Annotated in this window: 9 protein-coding genes; 4 read left to right on the forward strand and 5 right to left on the reverse strand. The window is 36.5% G+C overall.

Annotation, left to right across the window (positions count from 1 at the left end):
- Positions 1–16: 16 nt before the first annotated feature.
- The gene (locus MUB18_RS06835) at positions 17–1,945 is read right to left on the reverse strand and encodes a RagB/SusD family nutrient uptake outer membrane protein (protein ID WP_248755423.1); all 1,929 of its coding nucleotides are present in this window, start codon (positions 1,943–1,945) and stop codon (positions 17–19) included.
- 118 nt (positions 1,946–2,063) lie between these two features.
- Positions 2,064–5,267 carry a SusC/RagA family TonB-linked outer membrane protein gene (locus tag MUB18_RS06840; RefSeq protein WP_248755424.1) on the reverse strand — a complete coding sequence of 1,068 codons (3,204 nt, stop codon included), beginning with the start codon at positions 5,265–5,267 and terminating at the stop codon, positions 2,064–2,066.
- 334 nt (positions 5,268–5,601) lie between these two features.
- Between MUB18_RS06840 and MUB18_RS06845 the strand changes: the two genes are divergently transcribed.
- Together MUB18_RS06845 and MUB18_RS06850 are read left to right on the forward strand one after the other, a co-directional pair.
- A complete protein-coding gene (locus MUB18_RS06845) occupies positions 5,602–9,702 on the forward strand; it encodes a two-component regulator propeller domain-containing protein (RefSeq protein ID WP_248755425.1) in 4,101 nt (1,366 codons plus the stop codon).
- Between the two features lie 235 nt (positions 9,703–9,937).
- Entirely contained in the window at positions 9,938–11,035 is a 1,098-nt protein-coding gene (locus MUB18_RS06850) for a PAS domain-containing sensor histidine kinase (protein ID WP_248755426.1), read from the forward strand.
- A gap of 262 nt (positions 11,036–11,297) precedes the next feature.
- Here MUB18_RS06850 and MUB18_RS06855 read toward each other — a convergent pair whose 3' ends face one another.
- Positions 11,298–13,118, reverse strand: a complete 1,821-nt coding sequence (locus MUB18_RS06855; protein ID WP_248755427.1) for a hypothetical protein — start codon at positions 13,116–13,118, stop codon at positions 11,298–11,300.
- 34 nt (positions 13,119–13,152) lie between these two features.
- Positions 13,153–13,317, reverse strand: a complete 165-nt coding sequence (locus tag MUB18_RS06860; protein WP_248755428.1) for a hypothetical protein — start codon at positions 13,315–13,317, stop codon at positions 13,153–13,155.
- A 1,630-nt stretch (positions 13,318–14,947) separates the two neighbouring features.
- Between MUB18_RS06860 and MUB18_RS06865 the strand changes: the two genes are divergently transcribed.
- The gene (locus MUB18_RS06865; RefSeq protein WP_248755429.1) at positions 14,948–16,810 is read left to right on the forward strand and encodes an acyltransferase family protein; all 1,863 of its coding nucleotides are present in this window, start codon (positions 14,948–14,950) and stop codon (positions 16,808–16,810) included.
- A gap of 65 nt (positions 16,811–16,875) precedes the next feature.
- Here the strand turns inward: MUB18_RS06865 and MUB18_RS06870 are convergent, their stop codons facing one another.
- The gene (locus MUB18_RS06870; RefSeq protein ID WP_248755430.1) at positions 16,876–17,679 is read right to left on the reverse strand and encodes a tyrosine-protein phosphatase; all 804 of its coding nucleotides are present in this window, start codon (positions 17,677–17,679) and stop codon (positions 16,876–16,878) included.
- A 482-nt stretch (positions 17,680–18,161) separates the two neighbouring features.
- Here MUB18_RS06870 and MUB18_RS06875 point away from each other — a divergent pair, with 482 nt between their 5' ends.
- Positions 18,162–20,132: a polysaccharide biosynthesis protein gene (locus MUB18_RS06875; RefSeq protein WP_248755431.1), complete on the forward strand. Its 1,971-nt coding sequence runs from the start codon at positions 18,162–18,164 to the stop codon at positions 20,130–20,132.
- Positions 20,133–20,409: the final 277 nt, after the last annotated feature.

Consider the following 20,409-nt stretch of genomic DNA (forward strand, 5'->3'; position numbering starts at 1 on the left):
GATATTAAAATTAGGGCTACCAACCCAAATTTTGCACCAGTGAAGGGTTTACGGTTAATTCTCCTTGTGCGATCGGCCAAAAGTAATCACGTGGTGCGACAAATGTTTGTGCATATAGCGTGCGTAAGCGGTAGTAATCACTGGTCACCTCTTGGTTAACACTCCATCCTGTGATATTTTGGTTGAAATAATTAACCGCCAATTTCCAACGGCGTAGATCCCAATAGCGCTTTCCTTCAAATACTAATTCGATCATGCGTTCACGTTGAATAATTTCGCGTAGTCCATCTTTCGTATTTGGTTTGCTGGGATTGGTAGAAAATGAACTCCAAGATTCGACGATACCGGCCAATCCTGCCCGTTCGCGGATGCGATCCAAATAAGTATATACCTCTGGAGATGGTCCATTGGCTTCATTTAAAGCTTCGGCATACATGAGGTAGATATCACTCAAACGGATCGTTGGCCACGGGTATGATTTGTAACTCACACCACTGCTAGCAAAGGCTTGTTCCCAGTTGACTAGTTTTTTTAAGAAATAACCAGTCTCATTGATCCATCCGTGATTATTAGCCCCTGCAGGTTGATTGAGTTTTGCCTGTACATAATAGGTGTCTTCATCGGATAAGCTTTTCGTGTCAAATTTAAACCAGATACCGCCATCAAAACCTAATGATGCATAAAATCGGGCTTCACGGTCATAATTTAGCCTAGCTGTGGTATATCCTTCTTTTATATGAAAGCGTTCTTCATTCTTAGCGGTCCTTAGCGTAAACCTATTGGTAAAGTCTAAGGTCTTATCCTCATTGATCGGGACGCCATTTTTGGTATAAAACATTTCAGCAATTTTGATTGGAGCGCTTAAATGCTGTCTTGCAGTACCGACTACAGCATCTGTGGTGAGCAAAGGCATCGCATCTCGCTGGATATTCCAAGCTTGGTAATTAGGATTTGCCCAGATGTGCTCAGAAGACCAGCGCTCATTGAAACCTAAGTTTATCCCTAATACTTGTGCAGTTTCATCACTCATTTTGAATTGTCCATATTCCGTTTTGCGGAATGGGAAAAATGCAATACCTGCAGATTCAGCTGATGCAATTGCGTCTTTGGCTGCTTCGGCAGCACGTGTCCATTTGGAAGCATCGTACACGGGATTAAAAAGAGGTTCTCCATCTTTGTTACTCACCGACTGAAAATCTGCATTACCATTGAATAAGGGACTTGCTGCTGTTAGCAAAACTTCGGCTTTTATCGATTGAATAATAGGCTTGGTGACCCTACCTAATTCAGATGCCTGATCCGAAATAATCAAAGGAACAGCACTGTTTGAAGCTGAATCTAACAAGGATACGATGTAATTCACGGCTTCGTCTACGGGACGTTGGGTCACTCGTACTTCTTGTTGGTTTGCATCCAAAGGAATATTGGTGCGCGCCAAGGGTATAGGACCATATTGACGCATCAAAAGATAGTGGTAGTATGCCTTTAGGAACATCACTTCCCCAATCCATCTTGAGCGGTCTTCACTGGATAAATCGGGTACTTTTGATGGATTGGAAACATTTTCTAAAAAAATATTGCAATCACGTATAGCGGTCCACATTCCGCTTCGCCAGATATCTACCAAGGGGTCATTTACATTTTGTCCTCCACGTGCAATACGCCAATTATTCGCAGGATAGATCTCGCGCTGCGCTACAGGAATCCATACTTCATCGCCTGCTAAAAAACCGGTATTGCTCTGTGCATCGGCATTGTTTGGTAGCCATGCATAGCATGTAAATAAGAATTTTTCAGCTTCGTTGCGTAATGAAAACGCATTGTCTATAGTCGCAACATTGTCGGGAACGACATCAATATAATCTGCACATGCGGAAAAACCGATGGTACTTACGGATAGATATATGAGGTACCGTTTTATCTTTTTTATCTTTAAATTTTTCATTTGGATAATTTTTTATAAATAATCATGAGTTGCTTGTTGGCAATCGATATGATTCCGCAGGATTCAACTAACAGGATACCATGCCGCATTTCATGAGTGTTTCATCATTTTGTAATGTTTAAAAACCAAGCTGCAAGCCAATATTATAAGTGGCTTGAATCGGATAACCGATACCTCGTCCTCCCATTTCTACGTCCCACATTTTAAAAGAACTGATCGCGAATAGATTCATTCCATTGGCATAAATCCGTAGATTTTTTGCTTTCAGTCTATTCATTAAACTTTCTTTGAAGGTATAGCCGATTTCAACAGTTTTTAATCTTAAGAATGATCCATTGCGCATCCACCACGTCGATCTTTGGTTGTTGTTGGCAATAATATTTTCACTTAATCTTGGCCAGAAGGCATATAGATCTCGGTTTTCTTCACTCCAGTAACTATCAGCAATCACGTTTAGAAGTCCATTTTGAGAACCTCCGTTGAGATAGAAAGGGGAGATGTTTTCAGGATTGATAAAGAATGAAGATCTTGCAGAACCTTGGAAATAGAAGCTAAAATCTAGACCTTTACCGCCCACTGTGCCTCCAAATCCATAAATCAGTTCGGGTGTCGTTGGGTAACCGATCGCTACACGATCCAGATCGGTAATTTGGCCATCGCCATTGATATCTCTGTACTTGATATCTCCACCTAAATAATCAATGCCAGGTTTACCAAATTGAACAGGAGAATTTAACACTTCTTGATCATCCACAAAAAGTCTTTCAGCGATGTATCCGAACTCTTGTGAGGCTGAGGTTCCGACAGTATAGCGTCCGGGCTCTTGATAAGCTGGTTCATCAACGATTAAGCGTTTACTGACGGCATAGGTTAATGTGCTTCTTCCCTGAAGGTACCAGCCGTTCATGAAGTTTTTATTATAGCTCAATGTGAGATCCACACCCTTGCTTTCTGCTTTATTGGTATTGGCTACGATAGGGGCTCTTAAGCCCATTGTGCTAGGGATATAAGACCGATTGGTGAGAATGTTGCTACGGATTTGTTTGTATATATCGATGTTTAATTCAATAGCATTAAATAGACTCAGATCCATACCCAAGTTGGTTTGGCGAGATCGCTCCCAGGTGATGGCTTCATTGGCATATCGGTTGATTGCAATAGTCGGTCTCTGATATCCCCCCAGTTCTCCGAACGAAATTTCACCGGCATTCATGTTGACTTCTGAAAGATAGAAAAAACGGTCCTGTGCTCGACCGATTTGATCATTTCCGGAATATCCATGGGTGGCCCTTAATTTGAATTTATTGACCACTTCGCGTAGCGGTTCAAAAAACGACTCATTGGAGATATTATAAGATACACCAAATGAAGGGAAGAAACCCATACGTCGTGCTTTAGCAAATCGCTCAGATCCATTATAACCGAAGTTAAATTCGGCAATGTAGCGATCATCAAAATTATAGGTAAATCTACCCGAAAGACCGATATTACGAGCCGGTAAAGATAATTGTAACGAACCAGCATTACCACTCAATGAGTTTTGAATTAATCCAATGAGTGTACCGCCAACATTGTGTTTGCCAAATCCACGATTGTAATTGGCAATAGCATGGGCATAAAACATCGAATTGACCTCTTTGGCAGACTCTGAGTAATCGAGATATTCTGTTCCTACAGGGCCTATTGAACCTTGAGATCCATCGTTCATGACACGCAGTGATAGGTCGCCATCAGCATTTGATGTTGCGGAGTAATAAAATGGATTGTACCTTCTGCTCACTTCAAAATATGCATAGCGTTTTAAGTAGGTCATAGCGGTTAAGTTTAGACCTGGTACGATAGCACTTAGGTCTTGACGTAATTCAATTTGAGGCATAATGGTCGAGGTATTGAATTCCTGATATCCACGTACCATTTCCGCATAAGGATTGACAAACAGTCCTCCGTTGCGATTTAATGCATTGCCAAATAGCGGATGGTTCATATAAGGCATATATGAAGATGGATATAGCGCGGGAAACATCACAGGGTTTGACCATATTGCACGTCTAAAGGTGACCGCACCACCATTGATACGGTTATTATTCTCGTCCAAACCACCAATAGGACCATTGTAATCATCAAATTGGGCGTAGACACGCACAATTCCCGTTGTGGTCGGTGTAAAATTGATATCGACATTGGAACGGACGGAGTAATTTTTCAGCTTAATATTATTATTAAAATTGTTGATGCCATCAACTTTCAGAATCCCGTTGTCGATATTGTAAGTTCCGGCTAAGTAGTACCTTGCTTTTGCACCACCACCTGAAATATTTAAATTGTTTCGTTGATTGAGTGTGTAATCTTTGATCAGCTGATCGATCCAGTTATTATTGGGATAAAATAGCGGATTATCTCCAGCGCGTGTATGATCGATTTTACTTTGCCAATACGGCAACCCCTGACCGCTCGAAGCATCTGCAGGTCGTGTCAGATAAGCTTCATTGGCCATTTCCATATAGCGAATATTATCCGCAAACTGAAAATTTCTGGTGTTGGTGGAAATGTTGTTTTCTGTTCGAAATTCAAACTTTGTTTTTCCATCTGTACCTAATTTGGTCGTAATCAATACGACTCCATTTGCACCGCGAGCACCATACATGGCAGCAGCATTTGCATCACGCAGAACTGAAAAGCTGGAAATATCGTCTGGTTGCAAGCGGGCCATATCGGTTGGGGATGATTCGACATTATCGATCAAAATCAGCGGATCTTGTTTACCGGTACCAAATGTCCCCAGGCCTCTGATGAAAAAGTTGGCATTATCAGATCCTGGTTCTCCGCTGCGCTGAAAAGCAATCATACCAGCTACACGTCCTGCTAGCATGGTCGTCAAGTTACTGGTTGGCCCCTTTAATTCTTTTGGATTGATGGTCGTCACTGATCCTACAACAGAGGTTCTTTTTTCCCGTTGTCCAAAACCCGTAACAACGACATCTTCTATCACATTTTCATTCATCTGGAGTATGACATCCAGTAAGATCATATTATCGGATTCCACTTTTTTTTCCGCTAATGCGATCTCTTGGCGGGCATATCCCACACTTGTAAAAACCAGGGTTGCATTTTTACTGGTACTTATAGCATACATTCCCCGTGCATCTGTAAGAATTTTTGATTCGCTACCTAGGACTCCTACTGTAACCCCTTGAATTGGGACGCCACTACCCGATACCTTTCCGGTCACGCGGACTTGTTGAGCTGTGGCAACATAGCAGCTTACCGTCATTAGAAATATCCAAATTCCAAGACGCTTTTTAAGCACTTTACCTCTTTTCATTAATAATTAGTTTGGTTATAAATTGGTGAGTATTTTTACTCGATATACAATTATCGCAACTATCTTTTGAATAGATTGGGGGGGATTTGGTCAAAAATAAGGGGGGAAATCAGCATAATTGGATTGCTGAGATTTTAATCAAAAGTTTCTATCAATCACAATTTTAAGTGCTAAATGTTTTTTTGGCGTGGTTAGTTGACAAAAGTGGCTTATTTTTATCAAGATGAGATCAAATTCATTTTGTGAATATTAAATGTTAATTTAACACTTGTAAAAAGTCTGCTTTTTACATAGATTTATAGCTATCTAACCAATCATTTTACCGCCAATAATTATGAGGAACAACCTATCATGCCTTCTTGTTTTTTTATTGCTATGCTTTGATGCGCGTGCGCAGTCGTCCATCGCATATTTGGGGATCGATCATGGCCTGTCTAATGATTTTGTGACCGATATCTACCAAGATCAAGATGGATTTATGTGGTTTGGAACTTTTAATGGACTCAATCGTTTTGATGGCTATGAATTTAAGGTTTTTAGAAATAATCCATTAGAAAATAAATCGCTTCCCGACAATCGCATTACGGATATTCTTGAAGATCAAAGGGGTCTTCTTTATATTGCAACCAAGGGCGGAATGTGTGTTTTGGACATGGATCGTAATCATTTTACCCGGATAGATCTAGTTCGGGAAAATTCTGAATTGCAACCGATAGATTTCTCCATCCATCAGCTGGAGAAAGATAACCATGGTCAAATCTTCGCCGCTTCCGGGAAAGCGGGTCTATTGTCGATTACGAAAACAGGAACAGGTCTCACAGCACATACTGTCCCTTTATATATTTCAGGAAGAGTGAGTGATCAGGAGTACAGTGTCAGTTCGATCTGTAAAACTTTTGATGGAAGATTAATGCTGATGGTACAGGGGGTAGGCTTAGCCATGTATGATCGTAAAAATAACTGCATTCAAGTTCTTGTACAGGGAGATTTTAATGCGACATTGATGACTGCGTCAAGCGATGGAGTGATATGGTTTTCAAACAGCTGGGCAGTTACCAGTTATGATCTGCAAACTAAAGCCTTTCAGTATTATAGTTCACAAAATGGCCTAACCAATAAAAGGATTGTGAATCTTTATTTTGGTCAGGACCGTAAAATCTGGGTATGTACCGATGGAGATGGTATACAAAAGATTAATATGGATACCAAAAAAATCGAAAAGAATACGGGTTTTGATGAAAAAAAACTAACCAGTACTGCTGTTGTTGCTATCTACGAAGATGCTCAGCGTCGGAAATGGTTAGGAACGATTCGTGGTGGAGTGAATGTGATCGATCCTCGTAAGGGTAAGTTTCAATTAGTAAAGCATAATTTATTGGACAGGCAGGTAAGCCCTCGGGATTTTATTTCTGTGTTGGAACAAGCAGATCGTGATCATATATGGGTCGGTACGGATGGTTCTGGTCTGTTGAAGTGGAATTTAAAACAACAAGCATTTGTACAGTACCCCATGACCTCCCGATTGCTTCTTGAGCGCGCGTTTGTCACGGGGCTTATTCAGGATGAGAACAATCAATTATGGATTGGGACCTATGATGCTGGTATTTTTAAGTTGGATATGGCTAGCGGTCAGGTCAAGTCCTATACCTGTTATTATCCCAATACGGAATATGTCAATTCAGCAGCTTGGCGTTTGTTTAAAGATAGCCGAAAGCGAATCTGGGCATCGACTTTGGGAGGGGGAGAGGTCTATCTTTTTGATGCGAGGGAAGATCAGTTTAAACCTTTAAACTTGCCCATATATGATGTACTTACTTTTTTTGAGGAAAAGGAAGATGTTCTTTGGATGGGATCTTGGTCTGAATTGATCCGCTTGGACCTGCAAACCAGACGTTTTAAAAAATATGCAGTGGGCACACCTGTCCGTTTTATTAAGCAGGCAGATCGTCATCATTTATGGGTAGGTACGGAAGGGGGAGGATTATTATACTTTAATGCAGTGACGGGTCAATCTAAAAAATATACCGAAAAAGAAGGATTGCCAAGCAATACTTTATTAAATGCATTAAATGATGATTTTGGCAATTTGTGGATATCCACTTATCATGGACTTTCAAAATTTGATACCAAAACGCGTTCATTCCAAAATTTCTATAAATCTGATGGATTGCAGAGCAATCAATTTAATTATAATGCGGCGCTGAAATTGTCAGACGGACATTTGGTTTTTGGAGGTATTCGGGGGTTCAATTTGTTTCAGCCGCGTGACCTATTAGTTCATGCAGTCTTTTCGCCACTGAGACTGACGCAACTCCAGATCAATAATAATCCCTATGGTATTGATAACCGTTATGGTACAGATCCTCTCAATGCCATTAACAACTTGACAATTCCTTATAATCAGGCGGTATTATCTTTTTCCTTTGCCGCATTAGATTATAGTTTTTCTGATCGGATTAAATATGCTTATTTTCTTGAAGGTTGGGACAAGGATTGGAACTATGTGGATAAACAGCGATCAGCTTACTATTCGCATCTTAAAGAAGGAACCTATACTTTAAGAATTAAATCGACGGATGCAAATGGTGATTGGAACCCGACTGAACGTACTATTGTGATTCAGATCTTACCGCCATGGTGGCGTACAGGCTGGGCTTATACAGGCTATGGGATGTGTGTTGCCGCTGCCCTGTATCTTTATTTTCTGTATGTAAGGCATCGAGCGTTGTTGTTGACCAAATTGAAGACTGCTGAATTTGAACGCGATAAGGAAAATGAACTTACAGAGAAAAAAGTCACATTTTTTACGCATATCGTACACGAAATACGTACGCCGCTTACCCTTATTATAAATCCAATAAAAGAATTACTGAAGGCCAACGAAGATGAGGTAAAAGATTATGACGAGCTTCAGGATGTGTACCGTCATTCCAAACGATTGTTAAATCTGGTGGATAAATTATTACTCTTCAGAAAATCCGAAGGAAACTTTGATGAACTATCTCTTGTTCATTTGGATCTAGTGAGTTTGGTTCAGGAAGTTTTTCTATGTTTTCGGCAAATTGCGCACTCGCGAAAGATCAGCTACACATTGGAAACGGAGATCGAAATTTATCCCTATCATGGAGATCTTGAAAAATTGGAAATCTGTTTTTTTAATCTGCTGCAGAATGCCTTAAAATATACACAAGATGGTGGAATGGTGACCGCACATATTAAAAGTACTGGTCAAGGTATTCGCATTGAAATTTCGGATTCGGGCAAGGGTATTCCGACTTTGTTGAAGGAAGATATCTTTAAGCCATTTCAGCGTGATTTATCCTCTTCCAATACTGTTAGGGAGGGTTTTGGAATAGGCTTGTTTCTAGTCAAAAAATTTGTGGATATCCATCATGGTGAAATCACGTATTACTCCAATCCTGATCGCGGGATGACTTTTTGTGTTGACTTGCCACAGCATGCAATTGTCAATGATCAGGATCAAATTTTGCAAGTTGTCCAGCATGCTTCTTCTTCTTTGGAAGCGATGGAACTAGATCGTCCGATGGTAGGGCAAACCTTAGATCCTGAAGTTAACCTTTATAGCGAGGCCTCCGATAGATCAATTGCTCATGAACGCGAGATCATGTTATTGGTGGATGATCATGCTGATATCAGAAATTATCTCTACAAATTGTTTCAAGATCGGTTTCATGTCATACAGGCTGAAAGTGGAGAACAGGCGATAACAATCTTACAAAAAATAGAACCCCATATCATCATTAGTGATATTATGATGGAAGGTGGCTCGGGGATTGATCTATGTCATAAAATAAAGAAAAGTAATCAATGGAGCCATATCCCTTTCATTCTTCTGACAGCAAGTTCTTCATCAGAAATCAAGCTAAAGGGTATTGAAGGAGGGGCAGATGACTACATAACCAAACCTTTTGATAAAGATATGCTGATGGCACGTGTAGACAATCTGATTCAGAATAGGAATCGTCTGCACGAATATTTCCATAGCGAGATCACATTACAGTCCAATGACCATAAAATTCCTGTTGAATATAAAGAGTTTTTGGAAAAGGTGATCCAAGCTGTTGAAGCACACTTGTTGGAAGAAGATTTTACGGTAAAAGTACTGGCTAAAACTATGGGGATGAGCCATTCAAATCTTTATAGACAAATTAAAGCAATATCAGGAAAATCTGCCAATGAATTCATTCGATATATCCGACTTCGTAGGGCCGCACAAATTCTAATTACGACCAAAGCAAATGTCAATGAATCTGCATATCAAGTTGGTTTTCGTGATATTAAACATTTTAGACAACAGTTTACAAAGCTTTTTGGCTGTACACCATCAGAATATCGAAAGCGTTATCCACATTTAAAGAAGCGCTATGCGATAGGTGGACTGATTCCGACTTCCACACTGCAGCAACCAAAGTAAAAATGGGCTGTTGTTTAAGATTGTTTTTTGATCTATTTTTGTATGATATGTTTTGAATTGGAGGTATCTGTACCAACAATAAAAATGCATACGCTACCGCAAGTTGAGATGTGATCGTCTATGATATGTGTCCATGAATATGATGATGGTTTTATGATATGGGCATGGAAAATGTTTATGCTGTCATGCAGCTTTGTTTATATCCGAGTAATTTTTGAATAATTTATATACACCAATGATGGTAAATGATAGCACAATATTGTCTTTACTTAAGCACTCGCCTCTGGCAACGGCTATTTATGACACCTGCGATCTTCATATCGCTTATGCTAATCAGGCCATGCTAGACATGTGGCGCGCGGATGATTCTATCCTTGGTAAAACATTATGTGCATGTTTTCCAAATTTCGAAAGAGAAGGATTCAGTTCTATTTTAAAGAATGTATGGAAGACGGGTATTACTTATCGTGGCCATGCAATGCCTGCCAATATTGTCGATGGTGATAACAAGGTAAAACGTTATTTTGATTTTGAATATCGAGCGATGGTTGATGAAAATGGACTCTGTTATGCCATCTTCCATACCGCTAGTGACGTGACTGATCAAAAACTGGCTTATCATCGAATGGAACGGCAGAGTGAACAGCTTTCTTTTCGTAATAAATTGGATATTTTGGCTAATACACTTTCTCATGATTTGAAAAACCCATTATCTGTTTTAAAATTAGGGAATGATTTTTTGAGTAAGAATGAAAATATTCCAGAGCCAGTAAGTAAACGATGGTATAAAAACTTTTCAGATTCAATCCAGAATATTGAATCCATTATTAACCAAACCTTACAAATCAATACGGTAAGAGGAACTGAAAATAAGTTGGAAGAAATCGCTATGGATCAAAAAATAGCGGAATGGATCAAAGAAGTGAAAATGAATTTTCCTGATCAACAGATTGAATTCAGATTAGAAAATCTGTACGCTCTGTATGCAGATCTTGGTGCAGTCTATCAAATATTTACTAACCTTATCGGGAATGCGGTTAAATATGCAGACAAAACCGACAAAGCTTACTTAAATATCCATAGTGAAATCATTGATCAAGGAATTGTCTACGTGCTTGAGGATAATGGTATCGGTATTCCAGAGGATGAATTAAATAAAATTTTTCATATGCAGGTAAGGGGGAGTAACACATCGTACAGAAAGGGATCTGGTATAGGGCTATCATTGGTAAAAGACTTAATTGAATTTATGGGAGGCAATATTAATCTCTCGAGTCAACTGGGAAAAGGAACTGTAATCCGTCTGTTTTTTCCACTTTTTGAAAAAGAGTAACTGCGTGAAGATAGATTTATATTTTATAAATTTTTTCTGGAATAGAGTATCATAAACTGCTCTTGTATATCATTTGATTTTAATTGAAGCTTTAATATAAGCTAATCCATGGTGCTAGGGAAGTGAAATTGCTTATTCGATTATTTTTACACATCTTGATGTGATAAAGATAGTAAACAAGAGCCATCCTTATAAGTGACGGCTCTTATTTACTTTTTTACAGTTAACTAAACTAATTATTGCCAAGTTCTACACTTCTATCTTAGATAGGGTAAACAGGCATTGGGTTATAACTTGGTTGAGCACTTTTTGCAGCCCAAGTTGCATCACGTACGCAACGTATGTTCATCAATGGTGAGTTGATGACACTTACTGCGCCAAGAAGACCTGCGCTTAAAAGACTTGTTGTTCTATAGGCTTTATAATTACCACCTGTAGTATGTCCTAATTGATATTTCACTCCAAGATTGATAATTGGAGATCCGATTAAGTTTTCACTTGTCCAAAATGCATTGTAACTACCGTAGGTATTTCCTAAATTAAGGGTGATCAAATTATCTAAAGCCCCTAATGTGTTCATGTAGCCATTGTAGTTAAAGCGTAATCTATTTACAGATGATGTTGCTGCTCCATATGCAGAGTTATTGCCTGCTGTAGGTGTAAGTTCTGAATAGGCTGCAGTTGCTGTTGAATTAGTTACTCGGGCAGCTAATGCATCTTGCACAATAACTAACGCATCGATTCCGGCAACATTGGTTAGGCCAAGATCACCAAGTAATCCACCCAGCACACCTCTAGAGGTTACATTGTCCAATTGTGCACCGGTCGGTATTTTCCATAAACCAGCGGGATAAACTAAGGAACAGGCATCTACAGCAGCATTTGCGCTTGCTAACACGCGCGGACGATGCGCACCAAACGAGAAGTAACTATTTGGATCGTTTGTTTGTGGATTGGTATGGTAGAAACGGTATGGTGTCGGATCGTTTGGTTTATAATATAGATTTGATCTGGACCAGTTGACACCTCCATAAGTTAATGCTGATTCGGTGATACCTACTAAGAAACGGTGATTTTTGCCGCGCTCAGGTGTGATCGATTTGCTTTGTGTAAGTGCTGTAACACCAAAGTCGCGTTCAGTATTATTATCAAGTTGAATCTTTAAATTGGATACCGCAACAGTTAAGTTTTGGGCGGTTTGGTCTGCAGTGTAGTAGTATGCAACTTTTCTGCTGGCATTGCCATCTAAATTGGTAAAATTAACCTCTGTTAATGCAGGTACACCTCCGGTCGGTGCTAATGTCAAAACGCCTGATGTCAGATTAAATGTTGCTGCTTTTGCGCTTTGTCCTGTAACTGCTATAGTTGCAGAGTTAATCGGAGCAAACATACCTAAAGTATTGATTTCAATGGCAATTCGAGCGTAAAGACGATTAAAAGTAATGCTTAAGGGAGCTGTATTGCTGTTGATGACAATGTCAGTAGCACCTGAAGTCGCATAAAGAACATCTTTATTCTCTGGCAAAATAAGATTGTTTGAGACATCTGCATCTGGTATAGCATCAGTATTATTGTAGGACAATGCTACCCATTTGTAAGATCCATTAGGGACTTGGATAGGTGTCTCTGCTCCAGGTGTGAATTGCATAGATTTGGTGAACGTGTAGGTGCCACCGTTATTTTTATATAAATATAAGCGATATGTAGTAGTAGATGTCAGGGGCGTAGATGCGGCTTTTAATCCATTTGATGCTCTTAATCCTGCTTGAGAAAGTGTGGTCTCTCCGGCCGAGGGAACGTTATTATCTACTGCAACAATGGCATCGAAACCCTTGGATTGAACTAATTCTACAGAATTAGAGCTGGATTTTTTGCTCGATGTGCTTCCTTTTACATCTTTTGTACTGATGTTTTCACCATCACTGATACCGGAGATGCGGACTACAAGTTGACTACTTCCTTCTGGAATTTCCTGTCCATTTTGGCTATTATCTTTGTTACAGCTAGTAACTGCTAAAGTTCCTAGTGCCAAAAAAGCGGCAAGAGCAAACTTGCTTGCTAAGTTATTATTCATTGTCTTCATAATGTTAAAATTGTTAGTTAGGATAAGTTAATTCTTAAAAGCGATCTACCTCCCAACTACTTCCTCCTGCACCGTCTTCGTCATTAACCGTAGGGGCGCCGGGTTGTGCATTTCCTGATCCTGCAGCAATACCTTGCTCGAGCTCAATTACTAGCTCCTCAATAGTTGGAGCGATGTACATTTTTTTGTTCTTGTTCATAATGTTATTATTTAAATACTTTGTTTATACCATGTTTTATGGTTAAAATAATTTAATATATATATATTAATATCTGTTTTTATCTCTTGAATAATGAGTTAAATTCTTTTTTGATTATTAATCAGTATTTTATGATTTATTGTGTTTTTTTTGATTAATTGTAAAAATATAATGGTGCTATTTTTTAGTTTAATTATCTATTATTAATATAAAATTAGATATCAATATAAACTTTGTGAATAATAATAGTCTTTGTAAAAGTGATATCTTGATTTTCTTAATGAAAATCTATTTCTTTTTATTTGTTATAACATTTTTTTATTTCAAAATACCTATCATATATTTATTTTTTGATAATTATTATCTGCAAATACTTTTATAATTGTATTAGTGTTATTAAAAGCAAAAATATATGTCTTTTATCAATATTCCTAGCTTTTGTTTTCAAATTAATAGAAAATTAACAATTTAAACATTGTTATTATCCCCATAGTTTATTGTTTTGAACTAAATTATTCTTATTAACAGATAAGGTTTCAATTTTGTTTTCTGTTTTTTGTTTTTCGTGAATTTTTTATGTTTCAATATTTTCGTTATGTATTAATTTTATCCATAAGTTTAATGTGCAACTATGCTTTTTGTAATTATTTATGGTGTATGTTGTAACTTGTAATATAATTATATTCCTTTTTAGCGTTTTGATAAAAAAATCAGGGTGCTGTTGTAAAATATTTTCATTTTATTTCTGATTGCGTATGTTTAATTTTGAGTATATATTTTGTCTGAAAATTTGGTTTTGATTATTATTGTTTGATGAAAGCTAAATCGTTCTATTAATTATTGAATCCATTTTTAGAAAAATGGATTCAATAATTAAAATTTCATAAATAGTTTTTTTATTGGAGATATGAGATCAAGCATTATGTTGCTAAATCAGTTCATCTATATGGTTTATTTTTATTTATAAATTTTAGCTGTAGCTATATGTTTACAAAATATTTTATTGCATAAAATTGATGATTTATATTAAACCAAAATTGTTTATGAAATGAATTTAATTGCTTAGTAAACTATACTTGATCAGCGGCAAAAAAATTGAATTAATACGTTATTTTATTCTGTCTTTTAAATCGAAATTTGCATGTAAAAAGGTAAAATATCAACATCATTAATAGTCATGTGGAGATGAACGGGATGACGATAAAATTTTTAAAAAAATATCAAAATCTAGTGTGTTTGGTAACAAGTTTTAGTAAAATTGTATCTGTGGCTAACGAATTTTTCTGTAGGTCATGATTAAAATTGGTTATAAGGCGAATAGCTTCTTAATTGTAGTTGATTATTTACAAAAATTATTTATATAGGTAAGAAGCTGATGTAGCTGATAGATTATTACTTATTTTGGTGCAGTATTTCATATTCGCTGTATTTTTTAAGGGGCCATAATAGGTTAAAAATTGAAAGTGTGGAAATTCAAATAGAAGGATGATTTCCTATAAAATTTTTAAATAACATAAAGAATATTCTCATCTACCTATATAAGAGTACTTTTCCAAAAGAAAGTGCTCTTTTTTTGTTTATGTAATTTCCCTACATTTAGGTTGTCCATCAAATTGGATATGAACCTAAAATGAGCTTTCGCTATGATATAGGCCTATTGAGAGCAATTGCTGTATGCTTTGTTTTATTTTATCATTATCAAATTCCTTTTTTCGAAGGTGGTTATATAGGTGTTGATATTTTTTTCGTCATCTCTGGATTTTTGATGACCAAAATTATATTAGCAGATGTCAAAAATAAGAGCTTTTCTTATCTTGATTTTGTTTGCCGCAGAATAAAGCGAATCGTACCGGCCCAACTTTTTGTAGCGACAGTTATGCTTCTTGTGTTACCGTTATTGTATTTTGATGTTGATCTCAAAATGAATGCGAAATACATCGCAGTAAGTCTTGCATTTATTTCCAATATCTATTATGCCACACTATCGGGTGATTATTTTTCTCCGGAATATCAGGATAATCTATTCTTGCATAGTTGGTCGCTAGCAGTAGAATGGCAATTTTATCTCCTTTATCCCGTTATTTTGTTGCTATTAAGAAGAATGTATTTTTATCGATTTCATCGTTTTCGATATTTCATGATCGGACTTAGTATTTTATCTTTTACGGCTGGGCTGTGGTATCCCTATGCTCAATCTTGGAGTTTTTATATGATGCCTACCCGAGCTTGGGAATTTTTACTTGGGGCTCTAGGATTTTTGTATAGTCGGGAATTGCGATATGCATTCAAATCAATACTTGTTCCTATTACTGTAGGTATGCTAGGTCTTTTGTTTCTTTCGGTAATATTTTTCGATATTGGACATGCTTGGCCTTCAACCATGATCGTAATTCCGGTGATAGCGACTATGATTATACTCGCTTTGGATATTCAATTCTCCTGGTATAAAATTCCTGCCATACAGTTTTTGGGAAAAATATCTTATTCGCTCTATTTATGGCATTGGCCGATATATGTATTATATAAAAAATACGAATTTTTGATGCAATCTCCTTATTGGATTTTTTTGGTGTTCTTTTTATCATTTTTCTTTGCAATAATATCTTATTATCTAGTGGAAAGGAATAAAAATAACCTGAGTGTGAAAAAACTGATGATAGTAGCTTTTTTTCTGATATCCAATTCGATGATTTTATTTATTTGGCCCAAAAATATGATTTGGAATTATGTTCGCAGAATAGATTCATCATACATCCATTATTTCCAATATGAGGAATATCAGCATTTAAACCCGTGTAATTGTTATATCACTCGTAGTGACCGTTATGATAACTATGATCAACCAACCTGTCTAAAGATAGATTCGGCAAAGGAAAATATTTTGTTGATGGGTGATAGCCATGCTGCTCAACTTTCAACGGCTTTGAGAAATGTTTTGACAAAAGAACAACACTTGCTGGAAATGAGTTTAAGTTTAACTTTCCCTTTTCCAAGTCCGAAAGGTTATCAAAAGTCGGTTGATTTATGGCGCTATTTTTATCAAGAATTTTTACCTCAAAATCACGAGCATGTTCATAAGATATTTATTTCTGTGCATTGGTTGATGCATAACGATGATGAAATGAATTATACTCCAGCAGAAATTAAGGCGGGTCTGCAACAGATTATTAATATTTTTGATCACTATGGTATAGACTATTATTTTATTGGTCAGATCGAATATTATCGGATCCCCTATAGACAGATTGCTTTAAAAAAATTGTTCAATCCAGAAATGAATGAATACGAGTACAGTGTCGAGGAGGCAAAGGATGTAAATAATTTTATGAAGCGAATAATACCATCTGGTCATTATATAGATCTATATAAAAATAAAGAAATAGCCCATCATTCGGTTAAAGAACATATGCCTTATATTTATGATAGGCATCATCTGACGGATTTTGGTGCAAGGGAAGTCGTTAATTACCTGACTAGACATGGATATTTGTAATTGGTACAAACATCTATAAATATGATAAAAGGCAATATTGTCAAAAACATTGCCTTTTATCATATTTATCCAGCGATAATATGCTGCCCATTTTCCGTATTAATATGATCCATTAATGTGTGATTGAGGATGTTGCAGGATTTTAACATTTCTCTTACTGGATATTTATCAACAATGTTTTTTAAAGATTGTAAGTGCTTCTCGTGATGGAGATCTGTGCCAACAAAATCATACATACCAGATTTGACTAATGTCATGGCAATCGCTTTTACATCTACACCATAATATCTACTAAGGGACAATAGATTTAATTGTAACAAGCAGCCTGCATCTTTTATTTGCTTATATATACCAAAATTAGTGTGATAGTAATTGTAGCGTTCGGGATGTGCTAAAATTGGTTTATATCCTAATTTCTGTATGTTTAAAATAGTTTGAAATAATGCTTTTGATTCGGATAGATAAGACATCTCTATTAAAACATAGCCTCCTGGGATCAAGGATAAATCATTGTTTTGAATAAGCATATGTAGACCGTCGTCAATCATGTGTTCGGCAGCAGCGAAAATCTCAATATCACTTCCTGCTTTTTTTAAACCTTCGCTCAAGGCGTGATGTGCGTTTCCGATCGTAAATTTGGTGTTAGGATGTACGCCATCCATAATATGGGGTGTACATATGAACTTTTTAAATCCTAAACTGTTAAGTTCCTTAATAAACCCTAATGACTGTTGCACTGAAGTACTGCCATCATCAATCCCTGGAAGTAGATGATTATGCATATCGACTTCTAGAAAATCCAACTGGGTTAACGATCTAACGGAAGTGGAATTTTTCTTTTTTGTAAATAGATTGCTAAAAAAAGCCATTTTTTGATACTAGTAATTGTTTTTCAATAATGTTGATTTAATGCTATTGATAGTCGTCGTGTATAATTTAAAATAAATGTTAATTGTCGGCGATCATGTGTTATTACCACAACATTTTTTTTCATTTCTATTATTGGCTATGTCAAACAACATGCCAAATTTTTTGTAATTCATTTCTTTGTAGCCTTTGTAATATCAGTTCAACTGTTTGAAAAATAGTTGTATTTAGTCTTATTTCTTTGAGAATTATGATGTATTGTAAGATTGTTGTTATTTAATCATAATCGAGATGATTTCTGATAGGGGTCTTTGGTTAAATTACTAATTAATAATATTTTATCAAGTGATGTTTAAATTGTCAAATTTTAATTATCTTAGTATATATCAATTAACATAAAAAAGCATGTGACCTAAAATGTTTCCATGTGTTATGTGATGAACTAACCAGTGCTAAGAACAGAGTATAAATTAATAATTAGGTTATGATTGGTTTTTTAGCTGCTGTCAAGAGCTGCTTACGTAAAGATAATCCTCGGTCGGTCATTTTAATGATCGATATGTGCTTAGTGTTTTTAAGCTATGTCATTTCTATTTATGTTCTATATAATTTAAAGGGATTTTCTAATACATCCTTTGTTTTGAAAAAACTGATCCTAATAGGTCTAGTATATTTCATACTTTTCCTCTATAAAAGTACTTATAAAGGTATTGTTCGTCAAACAGGTATTAGAGATACGGTGAAAATTTTTAAGACCACGGGAACTGCATATATAATTCTGATTGGATTGATGATTATGATCATAGCAGAGGTCGAGAAAGACAGCCTTGCAGGAGAATATTTACGGATCCCATATGGCGTATTGACTATGCAGTTTTGTATTTTGATGTTGCTTATGGTCGGGGCGCGTGTAATTTACCGTACAATTTTTGAATACTTAGTTTTACCACCCAGAAAGATTGAGAATATCTTGATTTTTGGAGCTTCTAGACCTGGTATTTCTACATATTCCATGTTAAATGAAGATTCTGAAGTCAAATACCATGTTGTTGCTTTTGTAGAAGATCAGATATCTCGTGTAGGCAATAGGTTGGCAGGTTTGAAAATTTTAGATATTACAGAGGTTACCCAAGATTTTATCAAAAAAAATCAGATATCTGATGTTGTTATTGCAGTAGAAAATAATGATCCTGAACGTTTACAATATGTGTCTGAATGGTTTCATCAGTTGGGATTAGAACTGAAAATAATGTCTCCTGCACGTATTTTGCCGAATTCAAGTGTCAAGCGTGAAATTCGTCCTTTGGAAATCCATGATCTACTTGGAAGAAAGGCCATTCAATTGGATCGTCAAGAAATCGATGCAGAAATGGATGGGAAAGTCATCCTGATTACAGGTGCTGCTGGTTCTATAGGATCGGAATTGGCTAGACAGATTGCACAGCGTCCATATAAGAGATTGATTTTGGTGGATCAGGCAGAATCTGCTTTATACGATATACAGCAATCAATCCGATGCACAGAGTCAAAAAACTTGCATTGTGTGGTGGCTGATGTTCGAAACTATGCTTTTATGCAAAAAATATTTGCAGATTATCATCCTGATTTAGTCTTCCATGCCGCTGCTTATAAACATGTCCCATTGATGGAGGCAAATCCATACGAATCTATCCAAACCAATGTCTTGGGCAGTAAAAATATTGCAGAATTATCGATGCAATATCAGGTTAAGAAAGTGGTTTTAGTTTCGACAGATAAGGCTGTTAATCCGACGAACGTTATGGGAGCAACTAAGCGTATAGCAGAAATATATATCAGTAGTTGTAGTGGAAAATCCCTTACCCAGTTTATTATTACAAGATTTGGCAATGTCTTGGGATCCAATGGCTCTGTAATTCCTTTATTTGAAAAGCAGATGGCTCAAGGTGGGCCGTTAACTTTAACACATCCAGAAATCACCAGATATTTTATGACTATTCCAGAAGCTTGTTTACTAGTTCAAGAAGCGGGTGTAATGGGTAAAGGAGGGGAGATATTTATATTTGATATGGGAAAGTCAATTCGTATTATTGATCTAGCGAAACGTATGATTAATTTAAAGGGATATCGTTATCCTCAAGATATTGATATTCAAATTGTCGGTCTAAGGCCTGGTGAAAAGATTTATGAAGAACTTTTAGCAAATAATGAGAATACAATTAAAACGCATCACCCTAAAATCATGATTGCTCAGGTGAATCATGATAACTTGAATGGAAAGATGGAGTTAATCAATGATTTATGCCAAATGATTTTACAAGCTCAAATAAATTTGCCCAATTTTATGCATTTGGTCAGGTGTATGAAGAAAATTGTCCCAGAATTTAGATCTCAAAATTCAGAATTTGAGATTCTTGATACTGAATTACGAGGAGAGGATGAAGTGCCGATCTATCCCATAGTTAAGAATGCATAATTTAAATTTGAGTTGTAGTTTACAATCAAGATATCAGTAATCATGACTCAAGTGAACGGAGCATAATGATGACTCTATTTAAATTACTTGATACAATCTGTTTGCATGTAGTGAAGTAACTACAAATTGATGAATACTCCTCTATTTTAGCTGCTTTTAGGATATATGGATGATTAAAATAGTTATTTTTGCTTGTATTTTAAATCACAAATAATTCGGCATTAGGCAAAAATATCTAGGAAGATGTTGGCGTTCATCTGTTAACTGTAAAAATACG

The organism is Sphingobacterium sp. PCS056, from assembly GCF_023273895.1.
Classification (GTDB): domain Bacteria; phylum Bacteroidota; class Bacteroidia; order Sphingobacteriales; family Sphingobacteriaceae; genus Sphingobacterium.

What these genes read in the sequence shown, in the direction of transcription:
- MUB18_RS06835 (WP_248755423.1), bottom strand. Translation starts at nt 1,945, where the DNA reads ATGAAAAATTTAAAGATAAAAAAGATAAAACGGTACCTCATATATCTA.
- MUB18_RS06840 (WP_248755424.1), bottom strand. Translation starts at nt 5,267, where the DNA reads ATGAAAAGAGGTAAAGTGCTTAAAAAGCGTCTTGGAATTTGGATATTT.
- MUB18_RS06845 (WP_248755425.1), top strand. Translation starts at nt 5,602, where the DNA reads ATGAGGAACAACCTATCATGCCTTCTTGTTTTTTTATTGCTATGCTTT.
- MUB18_RS06850 (WP_248755426.1), top strand. Translation starts at nt 9,938, where the DNA reads ATGATGGTAAATGATAGCACAATATTGTCTTTACTTAAGCACTCGCCT.
- MUB18_RS06855 (WP_248755427.1), bottom strand. Translation starts at nt 13,118, where the DNA reads ATGAAGACAATGAATAATAACTTAGCAAGCAAGTTTGCTCTTGCCGCT.
- MUB18_RS06860 (WP_248755428.1), bottom strand. Translation starts at nt 13,317, where the DNA reads ATGAACAAGAACAAAAAAATGTACATCGCTCCAACTATTGAGGAGCTA.
- MUB18_RS06865 (WP_248755429.1), top strand. Translation starts at nt 14,948, where the DNA reads ATGAGCTTTCGCTATGATATAGGCCTATTGAGAGCAATTGCTGTATGC.
- MUB18_RS06870 (WP_248755430.1), bottom strand. Translation starts at nt 17,679, where the DNA reads ATGGCTTTTTTTAGCAATCTATTTACAAAAAAGAAAAATTCCACTTCC.
- MUB18_RS06875 (WP_248755431.1), top strand. Translation starts at nt 18,162, where the DNA reads ATGATTGGTTTTTTAGCTGCTGTCAAGAGCTGCTTACGTAAAGATAAT.